This is a genomic window from Pseudomonas sp. C2B4, from assembly GCF_013359695.1.
In the GTDB taxonomy this organism is placed as follows: domain Bacteria; phylum Pseudomonadota; class Gammaproteobacteria; order Pseudomonadales; family Pseudomonadaceae; genus Aquipseudomonas.
The window spans coordinates 19,474-37,848 of sequence record NZ_JABFMU010000013.1; the positions used below are offsets into that span (position 1 = coordinate 19,474).

14 protein-coding genes are annotated in these 18,375 nt (G+C 59.6%); 5 read left to right on the forward strand and 9 right to left on the reverse strand.

Going from position 1 to position 18,375, the window contains the following annotated elements:
• Positions 1–175: 175 nt before the first annotated feature.
• The 8 genes from rpsA to mtnA form a co-directional block, all read right to left on the reverse strand.
• On the reverse strand, positions 176–1,870 hold the full coding sequence (gene rpsA / locus HNQ83_RS11525; protein WP_047527094.1) for a 30S ribosomal protein S1: 1,695 nt from the start codon (positions 1,868–1,870) through the stop codon (positions 176–178).
• A 119-nt stretch (positions 1,871–1,989) separates the two neighbouring features.
• Entirely contained in the window at positions 1,990–2,679 is a 690-nt protein-coding gene (cmk, locus tag HNQ83_RS11530; RefSeq protein WP_175389066.1) for a (d)CMP kinase, read from the reverse strand.
• The gene (locus HNQ83_RS11535) at positions 2,676–4,883 is read right to left on the reverse strand and encodes a bifunctional prephenate dehydrogenase/3-phosphoshikimate 1-carboxyvinyltransferase (protein ID WP_256668948.1); all 2,208 of its coding nucleotides are present in this window, start codon (positions 4,881–4,883) and stop codon (positions 2,676–2,678) included. The genes cmk and HNQ83_RS11535 overlap by 4 nt, the downstream gene beginning before the upstream one ends.
• A gap of 28 nt (positions 4,884–4,911) precedes the next feature.
• On the reverse strand, positions 4,912–6,024 hold the full coding sequence (gene hisC / locus HNQ83_RS11540; RefSeq protein ID WP_175389068.1) for a histidinol-phosphate transaminase: 1,113 nt from the start codon (positions 6,022–6,024) through the stop codon (positions 4,912–4,914).
• 12 nt (positions 6,025–6,036) lie between these two features.
• A complete protein-coding gene (pheA, locus tag HNQ83_RS11545; protein ID WP_020800126.1) occupies positions 6,037–7,131 on the reverse strand; it encodes a prephenate dehydratase in 1,095 nt (364 codons plus the stop codon).
• On the reverse strand, positions 7,131–8,216 hold the full coding sequence (serC, locus tag HNQ83_RS11550; protein ID WP_175389069.1) for a 3-phosphoserine/phosphohydroxythreonine transaminase: 1,086 nt from the start codon (positions 8,214–8,216) through the stop codon (positions 7,131–7,133). The genes pheA and serC overlap by 1 nt, the downstream gene beginning before the upstream one ends.
• Before the next feature lie 212 nt (positions 8,217–8,428).
• On the reverse strand, positions 8,429–11,098 hold the full coding sequence (gyrA, locus tag HNQ83_RS11555) for a DNA gyrase subunit A (RefSeq protein ID WP_175389070.1): 2,670 nt from the start codon (positions 11,096–11,098) through the stop codon (positions 8,429–8,431).
• Between the two features lie 362 nt (positions 11,099–11,460).
• The gene (gene mtnA / locus HNQ83_RS11560) at positions 11,461–12,537 is read right to left on the reverse strand and encodes an S-methyl-5-thioribose-1-phosphate isomerase (RefSeq protein WP_175389071.1); all 1,077 of its coding nucleotides are present in this window, start codon (positions 12,535–12,537) and stop codon (positions 11,461–11,463) included.
• Positions 12,538–12,645: 108 nt separating this feature from the next.
• On the opposite strand from mtnA, the gene HNQ83_RS11565 reads away from it, so the two are divergent.
• From HNQ83_RS11565 to HNQ83_RS11585, 5 genes are all read left to right on the forward strand, one after another.
• Entirely contained in the window at positions 12,646–13,977 is a 1,332-nt protein-coding gene (locus HNQ83_RS11565; RefSeq protein ID WP_175389072.1) for a TRZ/ATZ family hydrolase, read from the forward strand.
• Between the two features lie 57 nt (positions 13,978–14,034).
• On the forward strand, positions 14,035–14,733 hold the full coding sequence (gene ubiG, locus HNQ83_RS11570) for a bifunctional 2-polyprenyl-6-hydroxyphenol methylase/3-demethylubiquinol 3-O-methyltransferase UbiG (RefSeq protein ID WP_175389073.1): 699 nt from the start codon (positions 14,035–14,037) through the stop codon (positions 14,731–14,733).
• Between the two features lie 4 nt (positions 14,734–14,737).
• Positions 14,738–15,409 carry an N-acetylmuramic acid 6-phosphate phosphatase MupP gene (gene mupP / locus HNQ83_RS11575; protein ID WP_175389074.1) on the forward strand — a complete coding sequence of 224 codons (672 nt, stop codon included), beginning with the start codon at positions 14,738–14,740 and terminating at the stop codon, positions 15,407–15,409.
• A gap of 164 nt (positions 15,410–15,573) precedes the next feature.
• Positions 15,574–16,314 (forward strand): YciK family oxidoreductase, encoded by a 741-nt coding sequence (locus HNQ83_RS11580; protein WP_175389075.1) that lies wholly within the window; start codon positions 15,574–15,576, stop codon positions 16,312–16,314.
• A gap of 185 nt (positions 16,315–16,499) precedes the next feature.
• Positions 16,500–17,426 (forward strand): GGDEF domain-containing protein, encoded by a 927-nt coding sequence (locus HNQ83_RS11585; protein WP_175389076.1) that lies wholly within the window; start codon positions 16,500–16,502, stop codon positions 17,424–17,426.
• 137 nt (positions 17,427–17,563) lie between these two features.
• Here HNQ83_RS11585 and HNQ83_RS11590 read toward each other — a convergent pair whose 3' ends face one another.
• The gene (locus tag HNQ83_RS11590) at positions 17,564–18,325 is read right to left on the reverse strand and encodes a TenA family transcriptional regulator (protein ID WP_178131938.1); all 762 of its coding nucleotides are present in this window, start codon (positions 18,323–18,325) and stop codon (positions 17,564–17,566) included.
• Between the last annotated feature and the right edge of the window lie 50 nt (positions 18,326–18,375).

Consider the following 18,375-nt stretch of genomic DNA (forward strand, 5'->3'; position numbering starts at 1 on the left):
TAAGGCCAAGACTAGCTGCAATTAAGGGATTGATCCCGTTAAAGAAAGAGACATCCTTTAACGGCCATTTGTTTCAAGTTCAACCGAAGCCAGGCCATACACCCTAAGACCCCGGTCAAATTCCAGGCACAAAAAAGGGCGACCTAAGTCGCCCTTTTTTACAGAAAGTCAGAACTTAGTTCTGTTTTTCCGCTTGTGCAGCACGCAGCAGGTCACCCAGAGTGGTGGCTACTGGAGCATCCGTAGCTACTGGCTTGTCGCGCAGGCTCTGGATAGCTTCTTTCTCGTCTTCAACGTCTTTCGACTTGATCGAGAGCTGGATTACACGGCTCTTGCGGTCAACGCTGATGATCTTGGCTTCTACTTCTTCGCCTTCTTTCAGAACGTTACGAGCGTCTTCAACGCGATCACGGCTGATTTCGGAGGCTTTCAGAGTCGCTTCGATATCGTCGGCCAGAGTGATGATGGCGCCTTTAGCGTCAACTTCTTTCACGATGCCTTTAACGATGGCGCCTTTGTCGTTCTCTTGAACGTACTCGGAGAACGGATCGCTTTCCAGTTGCTTGATACCCAGGGAGATGCGCTCGCGCTCTGGGTCAACCGACAGGATAACGGTGTCCAGCTCGTCGCCCTTCTTGAAGCGGCGTACGGCTTCTTCGCCCACTTCGTTCCAGGAGATGTCGGACAGGTGAACCAGACCGTCGATGCCGCCGTCCAGACCAATGAAGATACCGAAATCGGTGATCGACTTGATGGTGCCGGAGATTTTATCGCCCTTGTTGAACTGGCCAGAGAAGTCTTCCCATGGGTTCGACTTGCACTGCTTGATGCCCAGGGAGATGCGACGACGCTCTTCGTCGATGTCCAGAACCATAACTTCCACTTCGTCGCCGACTTGTACGACTTTCGAAGGGTGGATGTTCTTGTTGGTCCAGTCCATTTCGGAAACGTGTACCAGGCCTTCAACGCCTTCTTCCAGCTCAGCGAAGCAGCCGTAGTCGGTCAGGTTGGTTACACGAGCGGTAACGCGAGTGCTTTCTGGGTAACGGGCTTTGATAGCAACCCATGGATCTTCACCCAGTTGCTTGAGGCCCAGGGAAACACGATTGCGCTCGCGATCGTACTTCAGAACCTTGACATCGATCTCGTCGCCAACGTTGACGATTTCGGAAGGATGTTTGATACGCTTCCAAGCCATGTCGGTAATGTGCAGCAGGCCATCGACGCCACCCAGATCGACGAATGCGCCGTAATCGGTGAGGTTCTTGACGATACCTTTGACTTGTTGGCCTTCCTGCAGGGATTCCAGCAGAGCTTCGCGCTCGGCGGAGTTCTCGGCTTCCAGGACGCTGCGACGGGAAACGACAACGTTGTTGCGCTTCTGGTCGAGTTTGATGACCTTGAATTCCAGCTCTTTGCCTTCCAGGTGCGTGGTGTCGCGCACTGGACGGACGTCAACCAGAGAACCTGGCAGGAACGCACGGATGCCGTTAACGTCGACAGTGAAGCCGCCTTTAACCTTACCGTTGATAACGCCCTTGACCACTTCTTCGGCTGCGAAGGCTGCTTCCAGAACGATCCAGCATTCAGCGCGCTTGGCTTTTTCACGGGACAGCTTGGTTTCACCGAAACCGTCTTCAACCGAGTCCAGAGCAACGTGAACTTCGTCACCGACGTTGATGTTCAGTTCGCCAGCGTCGTTGTAGAACTGCTCCAGCGGGATCAGTGCTTCGGACTTCAGGCCAGCGTGAACGGTTACCCAGCGAGCTTGGTAATCGATATCAACGATAACACCGGTGATGATGGAGCCTGCCTGAAGGTTCAGGGTCTTTAGGCTTTCTTCAAAGAGTTCCGCAAAGCTTTCGCTCATTTTAATTCCTGTTGATGAGGGCGAAAAAAACGCCCATCTCCACATCCCAGACGATGTGGGTTAGTTTCATTTAAAAGAAGCACCACAGGACTTTGACTGGTCCCCTGCGGCCCTCTTGGTCACCCGGCGATATCGCGAATGGCGATCTCGCTCATGATGCGCTCCAGCACCTGGTCGATGGATAATTCCGTGGAATCCAGCTGTATGGCGTCAGCCGCCGGTTTGAGCGGGGCTACCGCTCGCTGGGTGTCACGCTCATCGCGCGCACGTATCTCATCTAGCAGACTCGACAGACTAACACCATCGACTTTGCCCTTCAACTGCAAGTATCGACGGCGCGCGCGCTCCTCGGCACTGGCGGTGAGGAAAATCTTCAGCGGCGCGTCCGGAAAAACCACCGTGCCCATGTCGCGGCCATCGGCCACCAGGCCTGGTGCTTCCTGGAAGGCGCGCTGGCGCTGCAGCAGCGCCTCGCGCACTGCGGGCAATGCAGCCACCTGAGAGGCACCCGAACCGACGCTTTCCGTACGGATCACATCGCTGACTTCGTCGCCTTCCAGAATGATGCGTTGCAGCTGACCGTCCGTCGCCGCGATGAATTGCACATCCAGATGAGCGGCCAGTTTTTTCAACAGCTCTTCATTGGTCAAGTCAACGCCGTGGTTGTGCGCAGCGAAGGCCAGCAACCGGTAAAGCGCACCGGAATCCAGCAGATTCCAGCCCAGGCGCCTGGCCAGTATCCCGGCTACGGTGCCTTTTCCGGAGCCGCTTGGCCCATCAATGGTGATGACCGGTGCAATGTTTTTCACGACTGAGCCTCTTGGGCAACGCGGATACCGACCTGCGCGCACAGCGCGAGGAAGTTGGGGAACGACGTCGCGACGTTGGCGCAATCATGGATGCGGATCGGCGCAGAGGCACGCAGCGAGGCAACGCTGAACGCCATGGCAATACGGTGATCGCCGTGACCGTGGACTTCGCCGCCACCGATCTGGCCGCCGTCGATGATGATGCCGTCCGGAGTCGGTTCGCACTTGACGCCCAGCGCCAGCAGGCCATCGGCCATGACCTGGATACGGTCCGACTCCTTGACCCGCAACTCTTCGGCACCGGTCAGCACGGTACGCCCTTCAGCGCAGGCAGCCGCTACGAACAACACCGGGAATTCGTCGATGGCCAATGGCACTAATTCTTCCGGAATCTCGATACCTTTGAGTTTAGCTGTACGCACGCGCAGATCAGCTACCGGCTCGCCGCCGACTTCACGCTGGTTTTCCAGGGTGATATCAGCACCCATCAGACGCAGAATGTCGATCACCCCGGTGCGGGTCGGGTTGATGCCGACGTGCTCGAGCACCAGCTCCGATCCTTCGGCGATCGAGGCCGCTACCAGGAAGAACGCCGACGACGAGATATCACCCGGCACTTCGATGTGGGTCGCGGTCAACTTGTTGCCGGACTCGACCGAAGCGGTAGCGCCATTGACGGTGACCGGGTAGCCGAAACCGCGCAGCATGCGCTCGGTATGGTCACGGGTCGGTGCAGGTTCGGTCACGGTGGTTTTGCCATCGGCGTACAGCCCCGCCAGCAGCAGGCACGACTTAACCTGGGCGCTGGCCATTGGCATGGTGTAGGTCAGGCCTTTGAGCTTGTTGCCACCACGAATGGTCATCGGTGGACGGCCTTCAGCGGCTGTCTCGATCACAGCGCCCATTTCACGCAGCGGATTGGCCACGCGATTCATCGGACGCTTGGACAGCGAAGCGTCGCCGGTCAAGGTGCTGTCGAAGTTCTGCGCGGCCAGCAGGCCGGACAGCAGACGCATCGAAGTCCCCGAGTTGCCCAGATAGATCGGGCCCGGCGCAGGCTTCAGGCCATGCAGGCCGACGCCATGGATGGTCACGCGACCGTGATGCGGACCTTCGATCACGACACCCATGTCACGGAAAGCCTGAAGCGTTGCCAGGGCGTCTTCGCCCTCGAGGAAACCTTCCACTTCGGTGACGCCTTCAGCCAGGGAGCCGAGCATGATCGAACGGTGGGAAATCGATTTGTCACCTGGTACGCGAATCCGACCGGACAGGCGGCCACCAGGTTGAGCCAGGAAAATCAGATCGTTGGAATTCATAGCGTCCACATAGGCCCTGCGGGCCAGGATTTTACTGAAATGCTCGCGGGCAACCCGGGCGCGAGTGAAAACGCCCAATAATTGGTGCCCATCCCCTGCATCGACCGCGTCGCGCAAGGCGTCGAGATCGCTGCGAAATGTATCGAGTGTGCGCAGGACAGCTTCGCGGTTAGCGAGAAAGATGTCGTGCCACATGACCGGGTCGCTTCCGGCGATTCTTGTGAAATCACGGAAACCGCCCGCAGCGTAACGGAAGATCTCAAGGTTTTCATTGCGCTTGGCCAGTGAGTCGACCAAGCCGAACGCCAGCAGGTGCGGCAAATGGCTGGTTGCCGCCAGGACCTCATCGTGACGCTCGACCTGCATGTGCTCGACATCGGCACCCAATTCACGCCACAAGCGGTCAACCACTGCCAAGGCAGCCGGATCGGTCTGATCCAGCGGTGTCAGAATCACTTTGTGGCGACGGAACAGCTCGGCATTGGAGGCTTCCACCCCACTCTGCTCGGAGCCGGCAATCGGATGGCCCGGCACGAAACGCGGCGGCATGCCGCCAAATGCTTCAGTCGCGGCGCGCACGACATTGCCCTTGGCACTGCCGACGTCGGTCAGAATTGCCCCACCCAGGTCCATGACGGCCAGTCGAGCGAGCAGTTTTTCCATGGCGAGGATCGGCACGGCCAACTGGATAACGTCCGCCCCCTGGCAAGCAACCGCCAGGTCATCTTCACAGCGATCCACCACGCCCAACTCAACCGCCAGTTTGCGCGACTGCGGATCGAGATCGACCCCGACTACTTCGCGGCAAATGCCACTTTCACGCAAACCCTTGGCGAACGAACCACCAATCAACCCGAGACCGACCACCACCAGGCGTCCGATCATAGGTTCAGCAGATTGCAACGCAGTGACATCAACCACGGGCCAGAACCTTGGTCAGCGCCTCGAGGAAGCGACTGTTTTCCGCCGGCAGCCCGATAGTGATGCGCAAGTGGTTCGGCAGGCCGTAGTTGGCCACCGGACGCACGATCACGCCTTCGCGCAACAAGCCCTGGAACACAGGAGCCGCTTCGCGCCCGACATCGACACAGATGAAGTTGCCCTTGGACGGAATCCAGCTCAGCCCTTGCTCGCGGAAACCCGCTTCCAGTTGCTGCATGCCGGCTTCGTTCAGGCGACGACTTTCAGCCAGGTACTCGGCGTCCTGCAACGCGGCACAGGCAGCGGCCAGGGCCAGGCTGTTGACGTTGAAGGGCTGACGCACACGGTTCAGCACGTCGGCGACCACAGCCGTGGACAAACCATAACCGACTCGCAGCGCAGCCAGGCCATAGGCCTTGGAGAACGTGCGCGAAACCAGCAGATTCGGATAAGCCGCGAGGAAATCCAGACCGTCCGGCAGGTCGCTGCCTTCGGCGTACTCGATGTAGGCCTCGTCCAGCACCACCAGCACATGCTCCGGCACATCTTGCAGGAATTCGTCCAGTGCCTCGGTATCGAACCAGGTCCCGGTCGGGTTGTTCGGGTTGGCGATGAAGACCACACGGGTATTGGCATCGATGGCCGCCAGCATGGCAGGCAGGTCGTGGCCCCACTCCTTGGCTGGAATCACTTTGGCCTGGGCACCCACGGCCTGGGTCACGATCGGGTAGACCGCAAACGCATGCTCGCTGAACACAGCATTCAGGCCTGGCGCCAGATAGGCGCGCGCGACCAGCTCTAGAATGTCATTGGAACCGTTGCCCAACGTCACCTGATTCAGCTCGACCCGGCACTGTTCGGCCAGCAGGGTCTTGAGCGCAAAACCATTGCCATCGGGATAGCGGGTCAACTCGGCCAACTCCTCACGGATGGCGGCCAAGGCCTTTGGGCTGGCACCCAACGGATTTTCGTTGCTCGCCAGTTTGACGATGCTGGCCGGATCGAGATCCAGCTCGCGAGCCAATTCGTCCACAGGCTTGCCCGGAACGTAAGGCGAAAGTTGTTGCACGCCCGGCTGTGCCAGAGCGAGGAAATTGCCACTCATTTGCTACCGCCCTTAGAGAACTGCTTTCGGGTAGGAACCCAGCACCTTGAGTGCCACTGCTTCCTGACTGATCTTTTCCAGCACACCTTTTACCAGCGGATCGCGGTGGTGGCCGACAAAGTCGATGAAGAACACGTAGGTCCATTTACCGCTGCGCGACGGACGGGTCTCGATTCGCGTCAGGTCGATGCCGTTGTCATGGAATGGCACCAGCAATTCATGAAGCGCACCCGGCTTGTTGCTCATGGAGACGATGATCGAGGTCTTGTCGTCGCCAGTCGGTGGCACTTCCTGGTTGCCGATCATGAGGAAACGCGTGGAGTTATCCGGACGGTCCTCGATCTTCTCGGCCAGACGGGTCAGCCCGTACAAACCGGCCGCCATGTCGCCGGCAATCGCCGCCGAGTTCCACTCGCCCTTGACCCGCTTGGCCGCTTCGGCGTTGCTGGACACCGCCACGCGCTCGACATTCGGGTAATGCGCATCCAGCCACTTGCGGCACTGGGCCAGGGACTGGGCGTGGGAGTAAATACGGCTGATGCTGTCGGTCTTGGTGTTTTCCCCGACCAACAGATGGTGGTGAATCCGCAGCTCGACTTCACCACAAATCACCATGTCGTGTTCGAGGAAGCTGTCGAGGGTGTGGTTGACCGCGCCCTCGGTGGAGTTTTCCACCGGGACCACACCAAAGTTCACTGCACCGGCCGCCACTTCCCGGAACACTTCGTCGATCGCCGCCATCGGCTTGCTGATCACCGCGTGACCAAAGTGCTTCAGGGCCGCCGCCTGGGTGAAAGTGCCTTCCGGGCCGAGGTAAGCCACTTTCAATGGCTGCTCGAGGGCCAGGCACGAGGACATGATCTCGCGGAACAACCGCGCCATCTCTTCGTTGCCCAGCGGCCCCTGGTTGCGTTCCATGACACGCTTGAGCACCTGAGCTTCGCGCTCAGGACGATAGAACACCGGCACTTCGCCTTCGGCCAGCGAGGCCATCTTTACTCGCGCGACTTCCTGGGCGCAGCGCGCACGCTCACTGATCAGCTCCAGGACTTTCTCGTCCAGGGCGTCAATGCGCAGGCGCAGTGCCTTGAGTTCTTGCTCAGACATTAGCCGTGTTCCTTCTCGAACTCTGCCATGTACGCCACCAGCGCGTTGACCGCGTTGATGTCGACGGCGTTATAGATGGAGGCGCGCATGCCGCCCACGGAACGGTGCCCTTTGAGGTTCAGCAGGCCACGTTCGTCGGCTCCGGCCAGGAAAGGCTTGTCCAGACGGTCGTCCGCCAGGCGGAACGGTACGTTCATCCACGAGCGGTCCGACTTGTTGATCGGATTGCTGTAGAGACCGCTGGCATCGATGAAGTCATACAGCGTGCGCTGCTTCACTTCATTGAGCTTGCCGATGGCTTCGACGCCACCCTGCTCTTTCAGCCACTCGAACACCAGGCCGGACAGGTACCAGGCCAGGGTTGGCGGGGTGTTGTACATCGAGCCGTTATCGGCCGCGATCTTGTAGTTGAGCATGGTCGGGCATAGGGAACGGGCATGACCCAACAGGTCTTCGCGAACGATGTTCACCACAATGCCGCTCGGACCGATGTTTTTCTGGGCGCCGGCGTAGATCATGCCGAAGCGCGAGACGTCCATCGGACGCGAGAGAATATCCGAGGACATGTCGGCCACCAGAGGAACGTCACCGGTTTCCGGGACCCACTGGAATTCCAGGCCACCGATGGTTTCGTTCGGCGCGTAGTGAACGTAGGCCGCGTCCTTGGACAGCTTCCACTCGTTCTGGCCGGGGATGGCGAAATAGTCGTAAGGCTTGGCGGTCGCGGCAACATTGACGTTGCCGTAGCGCGACGCTTCTTCGATGGCTTTCTGCGACCAGATACCGGTGTCGATATAGTCGGCAGTGCGGCCTTCCGGCAACAGGTTCAGCGGAATCTGAGCAAATTGCTGGCTGGCGCCGCCCTGCAGAAACAGCACTTTATAGTTCGAGGGGATATTCAGCAGATCACGCAGATCCTGCTCGGCCTTGGTCGCAATGGACACGAACTCATCACTGCGATGGCTCATTTCCATGACCGACAGGCCCTTGCCGTGCCAGTCAAGGAGTTCACCCTGGGCGCGCTGCAGGACAGCTTCGGGAAGCGCCGCAGGACCAGCGCAGAAGTTATAGGCTCTCTTGCTCACATCCAATCTCGCTCTGATTTGGTGATATCTGCATTCAATCAACCGCTGCAGGAGCGAGCTTGCTCGCGATGAACTTGAAGGCGCCGCGTTTAATCAGAAAACCTGCGTCATCGTTAACGTCCATCGCGAGCAAGCTCGCTCCTACAGGGGCATTCATTTCCTTCGGGACAAACAACGAGGGGGCGAATTTTCATCCGCCCCCTCATGTCCACTTACTCTTGTGGCTCTTCGTCAGCAGCGGCATCGAGTTGCTGGTCTTCGGCAGCGTCGTCATTCACGACCTCACCGACAAACCCTGCACCCTCTTCACCTTCAAAACCTTCGCCTTCGAGCTCTTCACCCTCGACTTCCGAAGGCTCCTGAACCCGCTCGAGGCCGACCAGGGTTTCATCCTTGGCCAGTTTGATCAGGGTCACGCCCTGGGTGTTACGACCCAGGCTGGAAACTTCGTCGACACGGGTACGCACCAGGGTGCCCTGGTCGGAAATCAGCATGATCTCCTCGCCGTCGAGCACCTGGACCGCCCCGACCAGACGGCCGTTACGCTCGTTGCTGACCATGGCGATAACGCCCTGACCGCCACGCTTGTACTCAGGGAACTCGGTGATCGCCGTACGCTTGCCATAGCCACGCTCGGAAGCGGTAAGGATCTGGCTGCCTTCTTCCGGAATCAGCATGGAAATCAGCTTCTGGCCTTCTGGCAGGCGCATGCCGCGAACACCGCGAGCAGTACGGCCCATGGCGCGAACATCGGACTCCTTGAAGCGCGTGACCTTGCCGCCATCGGAGAACAGCATGACTTCACGCTCGCCATCGGTGATGGCAGCCGAAATCAGCACGTCGCCTTCGTCCAACTCCAGCGCGATCAGACCGACGCTGCGCTGACGACTGAAGGACTCCAGAGGCGTCTTCTTCACGGTGCCGTTGGCGGTAGCCATGAAGATGTAGTGACCTTCGGTGTATTCCTCGACCGGCAGCATGGTGGTGATGTATTCACCGTCATCCAGCGGCAGCAGGTTGACCAGCGGACGACCACGGGCCGCGCGGGACGCTTCAGGGATTTCATAGGTTTTCAGCCAGTACACCTTGCCCTTGCTGGAGAACAGCAGCAGCGTGGTGTGACTGTTGGCGACCAGCAGGTGAGCGATGTAGTCCTCATCCTTGACGCCGGTGGCCGACTTGCCTTTACCGCCACGACGCTGGGCCTGGTACGCAGCCAGTGGCTGGGTCTTGGCATAGCCGCCGTGGGAAATCGTCACGACGCGGTCTTCTTCCGGAATCATGTCGCCCAGGGTCAGGTCGAGACGGGCATCGAGGATTTCGGTGCGACGCACGTCGCCGTATTCGGCACGGATCACTTCCAGTTCTTCGCGAATCACTTCCATCAGGCGCGTGGCGCTGTTGAGGATGCGGATCAGCTCACCGATCTGGTTGAGGATCTCTTGATACTCGGCCAGCAGCTTTTCGTGTTCCAGGCCGGTCAGACGGTGCAGACGCAGCTCCAGAATGGCTTGCGCCTGCTCTGGCGACAGGAAGTACTTGCCGTCGCGCAGGCCGTATTGCGGATCGAGGTTTTCCGGACGGCACGAATCGGCACCGGCACGCTCGACCATCGCGACCACGGCGGAGGATTCCCAAGGGGTGCTGACCAGCGCTTCCTTGGCTTCCGACGGGGTTGGCGACGCCTTGATCAGGGCGATGACCGGGTCGATGTTCGACAGGGCAACCGCTTGACCTTCCAGAATGTGGCCACGTTCACGCGCCTTGCGCAGTTCGAACACGGTACGGCGGGTCACGACTTCGCGACGGTGACGGACGAAGGCTTCCAGCAGGTCCTTGAGGTTCAGGATCCGCGGGCGACCGTCGATCAGCGCGACGATGTTGATGCCGAACACGCTTTGCAGCTGGGTCTGGGCGTAGAGGTTGTTGAGGATGACCTCTGGCACTTCGCCGCGACGCAGCTCGATCACGACGCGCATGCCGTCCTTGTCGGACTCGTCACGCAGCTCGGTGATGCCTTCGAGTTTCTTCTCTTTCACCAGCTCGGCGATCTTCTCGATCAGACGGGCCTTGTTCAGCTGGTAAGGGAGTTCAGTGATGACGATCTGCTGACGGCCACCGACCTTGTCGATGTCTTCGATGATCGAGCGGGCGCGCATGTAAATGCGGCCGCGACCGGTGCGGTAGGCTTCGATGATGCCGGCGCGACCATTGATGATCGCAGCGGTCGGGAAGTCCGGACCGGGGATGTATTGCATCAGCTCGTCGACGGTCAGCTCGGGGTTGTCGATGAGCGCCAGGCAACCGTCGATGACTTCACCGAGGTTGTGCGGCGGAATGTTGGTCGCCATGCCCACGGCGATACCGCTGGAGCCGTTGACCAACAGATTGGGAATACGGGTCGGCATGACCGCCGGGATCATTTCGGTGCCGTCGTAGTTCGGCACCCAGTCCACGGTTTCCTTATGCAGGTCGGCCAGCAGTTCGTGCGCCAGCTTGGTCATGCGCACTTCGGTGTATCGCATGGCCGCGGCGTTGTCGCCATCCACCGAACCGAAGTTGCCCTGACCGTCTACCAACAGGTAGCGCAGCGAGAATGGCTGCGCCATCCGAACGATGGTGTCGTACACCGCGGTATCACCGTGCGGGTGATACTTACCGATCACGTCACCGACAACACGGGCAGATTTCTTGTACGGCTTGTTGAAGTCGTTACCCAGCTCGCTCATCGCGAACAGCACGCGCCGGTGCACGGGCTTCAAGCCATCGCGCGCATCCGGCAGTGCCCGCCCGACAATTACGCTCATCGCGTAGTCGAGGTAGGACTGCTTCAGCTCGTCTTCGATATTGACCGGGAGGATTTCTTTGGCCAGTTCGCCCATGAGAAGCCTGATTCCTTTTTCTGGTGAAACTCCGTCACATCCATATGGGACGAACGAAGCTCGCCGCTGCAGGCTGAGTGCCATGCACCGACTTACGACAAATCAACGAGTTATGCCATGGATCTGCGCAGTAAAGGTCGCCATATCGGGCAACCCTGGAAACCGCCGGATGTTATCACAAGAGCCGCCACGCACCTATCCCCCAGATGCGCATGGAGTGTAGTTAGTTGACTGGTGGCAGGCTTGACGGGGATCAGAGGGGCTTAGAGCCGGGTTGAATGGAGAAATCAGGCTTGATTCAGGCTGATTTGTTGACTTTCAGGACCTGCTCGCGAAGACGACTTTTCAGACACTAAATGCCGTCAATGCAGACGCTTGCGGCACATCAACTGCGCCATCTTCGCCGCATCAGGGCGTTCGACGATGCCTTTTTCAGTGACGATGGCATCGATCAAATCCGCCGGCGTCACGTCGAACACCGGGTTGAAGGCATCGACTTCCGCCCCGACCCGCTTGCCGCCGACTTCCAGCAGTTCACGCCCATCGCGCTCTTCGATCGGAATGTCATCGCCACTGGCCAGGTTCATGTCGATGGTTGAGCTCGGCGCCACCACCATGAAACGCACACCATGGTGCATGGCATTGACCGCCAATTGATAGGTACCGATCTTGTTTGCCACATCGCCATTGGCCGTGATCCGGTCAGCCCCCACGATCACCCAGGTAATGCCCTTGGTTTTCATGATGTGAGCGGCGGCAGAGTCGGCATTGAGGGTCACCGGGATGCCTTCGTTGGCCAGCTCCCAGGCCGTTAGCCGTGATCCCTGCAGCCATGGGCGGGTTTCGTCGGCATAGACACGCTCGACCATGCCCTCGATGAATGCACCGCGAATCACCCCCAGCGCCGTGCCGAAACCGCCGGTGGCCAACGCACCCGTGTTGCAGTGGGTCAGAATGGCCTGGGCATTGCCTTGATGCTTGCGGATCAGGTCCACACCCAATTGCGCCATGGTCAGATTGGCTTCGCGATCACTTTCATGAATGGCGATGGCTTCTGCTTCCAGCGCCGCCAATGGATCGGCATTTTCTTTCAGGCGATCAAGCCGATCGTGCATCCGACCCAGGGCCCAGAACAGATTGACCGCCGTGGGACGGGAATCGGCAAGCAACGCGAAATCCTCTTCCAGCGCTGCATACCAGTCGCCCCCTTCAGCGATCCGGGCGCGGGCCGCCAGCACGATGCCATAGGCGGCACTGATACCAATCGCCGGCGCGCCGCGCACTACCATCGAACGAATGGCCTCGGCCACGCCTGCCGCGCTGGTGTAAGCGATCCAGGTTTCCTCGAACGGCAAGATACGCTGATCCAGCAGGTACAGGGCGCCATCACGCCAATCGATGGCCTTCACCTTCTCCGCAGCCAACAGTCGATCGCGCATCCCACACCCCGCACTCATGAACAAAAGCCGCCGATTATAGCGATCCCCCCGCGAAGACGCTCGGGTATACTTCGCCATCCTTTACAAAAGCACTGGAACCGACCCTCGATGCCGAACACTGCCGCTGCGCTCGACCTGTTATTGCTGCCGACCTGGCTGGTACCCGTCGAACCCGCCGGCGTTGTCCTCAAGGACCATGGCCTGGGCATCCGCGACGGGCGCATCGTTTTCATCGGCCCACGTTCCGCCGCACTGAAGCTTAACGCAACCGAAACCCGCGAACTGCCGGACATATTGCTCAGCCCGGGCCTGATCAATGCCCACGGTCACGCGGCAATGACCCTGTTCCGTGGCCTGGCCGATGACCTGCCCCTGATGACCTGGCTGGAAAACCATATCTGGCCCGCCGAGGCCAAATGGGTCGACGAGGATTTTGTACGCGACGGCACCGACATTGCCATCGCCGAGCAGCTCAAAGGTGGCATCACCTGTTTCTCTGACATGTACTTCTTCCCGAAGGTTGCCAGCGAGCGCGTTCACAACAGCGGCATTCGTGCACAAATCGCGATTCCGATCCTCGATTTCCCGATCCCCGGCGCCAGCACGGCGGACGAAGCCATTCGTCAGGGCATCGAGTTGTTCGGCGACCTCAAGCATCACGAACGCATCAAAATCACCTTCGGTCCCCACGCACCCTACACCGTAGGCGATGAAAACCTGGAAAAAATCCGGGTGATCGCCGAAGAACTGGATGCTTCGATCCACATGCACGTGCATGAAACGGCCTTCGAAGTGCAGCAATCCGTCGAACAGCGCGGGGAACGCCCTCTGGCTCGCCTGGCTCGCCTGGGCATGCTGGGGCCACGTTTCCAGGCGGTTCATATGACCCAGATCAGCGATGAGGACCTGGCACTGCTGGTAGAAAGCAACGCCAGTGTCATTCATTGCCCGGAGTCGAACCTGAAGCTGGCCAGCGGTTTCTGCCCGGTGGAGCGTTTGTGGCAAGCCGGAGTCAATGTCGCCGTGGGCACCGATGGTGCCGCCAGCAACAATGACCTGGACCTGCTCGGCGAAACCCGCACCGCTGCCCTGCTGGCCAAGGCTGTCGCGGGCTCCGCCACCGCCCTGGATGCCCATCGCGCCCTGCGCATGGCCACCCTCAACGGCGCCCGCGCCCTGGGGATCGAAGCCGAAGTCGGTTCGCTGGAAGTCGGCAAAGCCGCCGACATGGTCGCTTTCGACCTTTCCGGCCTGGCCCAGCAACCGGTCTATGACCCTGTTTCGCAACTTATATATGCCACGGGCCGGGACTGCGTGAAGCATGTCTGGGTCGCCGGCAAGCAGCTGCTCGAAGATCGTCGCCTGACACGCCTGGATGAAGAACAGCTTGGCGCTTTAGCGAAGGCCTGGGGATTGCGCATCAGCGGCCGCACCGAATAACGATGCCCCTGACGCAGGGGGCATCAGGATTTTTCAAGTTTTTCGAGGATTGAAACCATGAGCAACGTCGACTACGCCGAAATCGCCAAATTCGAGGCCCTGGCCCATCGCTGGTGGGACCGCGAAAGCGAGTTCAAACCGCTGCACGATATCAACCCGCTGCGGGTCAACTGGATTGACGAACGCGTCAGCCTGGCCGGCAAAAAAGTCCTCGACGTCGGTTGCGGCGGCGGCATCCTCAGCGAAGCCATGGCCCAGCGTGGCGCTACCGTGACGGGCATCGACATGGGCGAAGCACCGCTGGCGGTCGCTCAACTGCATCAACTGGAGTCCGGCGTGAACGTCGAATACCGGCAGATCACCGCCGAAGCCCTGGCCGAGGAAATGCCGGAGCAGTTCGACGTGGTCACCTGCCTGGAAATGCTTGAGCACGTGCCAGACCCGTCCTCGGTGATCCGCGCCTGCTTCCGCATGGTCAAGCCTGGTGGCCAGGTGTTCTTCTCGACCATCAACCGCAACCCGAAGGCGTACCTGTTCGCCATCGTCGGCGCCGAATACATCATGAAGCTGCTGCCCCGCGGCACTCACGACTTCAAGAAATTCATCCGCCCTTCCGAGCTGGGTGCCTGGAGCCGCATGGCTGGCCTGACCGTCAAGGACATCATCGGCCTGACCTACAACCCGCTGACCAAGCACTACAAACTGGCGGCCGATGTGGACGTCAACTACATGATCCAGACCCTGCGCGAGGAGTAAGCCGATGCGTATCAGAGCAGTTCTTTTCGACATGGACGGCACCCTGCTCGACACCGCGCCAGACTTTATCGCGATCTGTCAGGCGATGCGTGCCGACCGCGGCTTGCCGCCCATGAACGACAAGCACATCCGCGACGAGATCTCTGGCGGTGCCAGGGCGATGGTTGCCGTGACCTTCGCCATGGACCCGGAATCACCAGGATTCGAAGAGCTGCGCCTGGAGTTTCTGGAGCGCTACCTCGTGGGTTGTGCGATCCATAGCAAGCTGTTCGATGGCATGGGTGAATTGCTGGCCGACATCGAAAAGGCCAACCTGATCTGGGGCGTGGTCACCAACAAACCGCTGCGCTTCGCCGAGCCCATCATGCAGCAACTGGGTCTGGCCGAACGTTCGGCGCTGTTGATCTGCCCGGACCACGTGAAGAACAGCAAGCCGGATCCCGAGCCGCTGATCCTCGCCTGCAAGATGCTCGACCTGGACCCTGCCAGTGTGCTGTTCGTGGGTGATGACCTGCGCGATATCGAATCGGGTCGCGATGCCGGCACCAAGACTGCAGCCGTGACCTTCGGCTATATCCACCCGGATGATAATCCGCGGCATTGGGGTGCGGATGTGGTGGTCGATCATCCGCTGGAGTTGCGCAAGGTGTTGGATAGCGCCCTCTGCGGTTGCTGAGTTTTTTGCTGAGAGTGGTCTTTGTGGGAGCGAGCCTGCTCGCGAAAAACCTGAGAGCGCTATGGGCGTGTCAGGCTTGTCGCGTAATCGTTGATGACCATCGCGAGCAGGCTCGCTCCCACAGGGATAGCGCTTGACCTGAAGAATTTTTGTTGAGGTTTTTTATGTTTGATTATTCCGCCCGCCCCGACTTGCTCAATGGTCGGGTCATTCTCGTCACCGGCGCCGGTCGTGGTATCGGTGCCGCCGCGGCAAAAACCTATGCCGCCCATGGCGCGACCGTATTGTTGCTGGGCAAGACCGAAGCCAACCTGACCCAGGTCTACGACGAAATCGAAGCCGCCGGCCATCCGCAACCGGCCGTGATTCCGTTCAACCTGGAAACCGCCCAACCCCACCAGTACGATGAGTTGGCGGCGATGATCGAGAGCGAATTCGGCCACCTCGACGGCTTGCTGCACAATGCGTCGATCATTGGCCCCCGTACGCCGATCGAGCAGCTTTCCGGTGAGAATTTCATGCGTGTTATGCACGTCAACGTCAACGCCATGTTCATGCTCACCAGCACACTCTTGCCGCTGCTCAAGCTGTCCCAGGACGCCTCGGTGGTGTTCACCTCCAGCAGTGTCGGACGCAAGGGGCGTGCGTATTGGGGTGCCTACGGCGTGTCCAAGTTCGCCACCGAAGGCCTGATGCAGACCCTGGCCGACGAAGTCGACACCGTGGCGCCTGTACGTTCCAACAGCATCAACCCGGGCGCCACCCGCACCAGCATGCGTGCCCAGGCCTACCCCGGGGAAAACCCGCTGAACAATCCAACGCCCGAAGAGATCATGCCGGTGTACCTGTACCTGATGGGGCCGGACAGCACCGGTATCAACGGCCAGGCATTCAACGCCCAGTAATACCGTACGTCGCTTTTGTGCCGCGCCGACTTCCCGTCGCGGCATTTGAGCCCCCTGTTCTTATACAAAGCAGATTAAACTTGTACGAAATGTCCTACGGGACTGACGGACCAGTATGACGCGCAGCCCTAAGCCGCTCTCACCCAGCTTGTAAGACAGCCTTACTGCTCAAGGGCGCACGCCATATGAAATCACCGTCCCAGACCAACGCAATTGACTTCGATAGCGCCAAATTGCAACGCCTGGGCTTTGGTCAGCAGCAACCGACTCTGGAAAGACCCATCAGTCTTGCGAAGCTGCGCCAGCAACTGAGCATGCAGCTGCAAACCAGTCTTGAACCACAACGGATTCTCGGGTTGTTTTTCCGCGAGATTCAACGCCTCGTTCCGCTGGACGCCTTGAGCTATGAGCACAAGAGCAGCGACCTGCGCCTGGAGTTCGGCCAACGCGGCCACCACTCGATCAGCTACAGCCTCAGCCATGAGGGCGAACACCTGGGAGAACTGGTGTTTCGCCGCAACCAGCGTTTCAGCGAGCAGGAGCAGGGTAACCTCGAATCGCTGCTGGCCGCCCTGCTCTACCCGATGCGCAACACCCTGCTCTACCGCGCCGCGACCCAAAGTGCATTGCGCGACCCACTGACCGACACTGGCAACCGTATCGCCATGGATCAGACTCTGCAGCGGGAAATCGAAATCTCGCGGCGTCATCAGCAACCCCTGTCTTTATTGATGCTCGACATCGATCACTTCAAACAGATCAACGACACCCACGGGCACAGTGTCGGCGATGACGTGCTCAAAGCGGTCGCGGCCTCGATCAAGCACCAATTGCGCAACGTGGACATGGTGTTTCGTTTTGGCGGCGAAGAATTCCTGATCGTTCTGTCCAACACCCAGCGCGAAGCAGCGGCCATGGTTGGTGAACGACTGCGGCTTGCGGTGCAGGCCGAGGAATATATGGCCGAGGGCCGCTCGATCGCACTGACCGTGAGTCTCGGCTGCTCGACCCTGCTGCCCGGTGAGTCTGCCGAGAGTCTGTTGCGCAGGGCTGACAATGCGCTGTACGTCGCCAAGCGCGAAGGGCGCAACCGGTTGACGATGGCGGGTTGAGTTTTCAGTAGTACCAAATAACCAATGTGGGAGCGGGCTTGCTCGCGAAAGCGGAGTGTCAGTCAATTTGAAGTTGCCTGACGCTCCGCTTTCGCGAGCAAGCCCGCTCCCACAGCTTTTACTGCGTGATGCCGGGATCAGCTCTCAGCCAGTGCCAGTCGCTCACGGGCTACCGGCGCTCTCTCCGCATGCTCCAGTTGCATGCAACGCTCCAGGAACAAGTACATGTAGTCGTAGCTCTTGCACACCGCCTGACGCAACTCTACTTGCAGGGCCTTGCTTGGGTTCATGCCCGCCAGCGTGCAGATGATTTCCAGCGCTTCCCATGGATGGGCATCGTCGTACTGGGCGTGCATCTTCAGCCACTTCATGGCGCGCTTGCGATCTTCCTCGGGGAACGATGCGGCGTACACACCATTGGAACAGACCAGCGCCGACCATTCTCCGGTCGCCCCTTCGATGGCGTAGTTGGTGGCGGCAATGGCGACGATCAGCGAATCTGCCGAACTGGTATGCCAACACCAGTGGCTCAAGGCGTGAAGCTCCGGGGCCACCTGTTGCGCCTGCAGGTCTTCCAGGCTGACACCGTGAGCACGGCTCCAATTCACCCAGTAATCCGCATGGTTCAATTCGACGCGAATGTTGCGCATGAGCCAGCGACGCGCCATGTCTTCGCCAGGATGACGGGCAAAACGGGTCTTGGTCAGGTTTTGTGCCATGTACAACGCGAACTGTTCGACCACCGGCCAGCCACCGATCAGGTACTGACGCATGGTCTTTGCGCTGAGCTTGTTGTCACGCATGCGCTGATACAGTTCGTGTTCGACAACCCGGCGCTTGCTCTCGCTGCAATCCTGGATCAGGCGCTGGGCCCAGGCCGGATAACTTGCAGCTTCCATGAGGGGTCCGGTTCGGTTGAATGTGTCGATCACTGTCGAGCTCCTTTTGA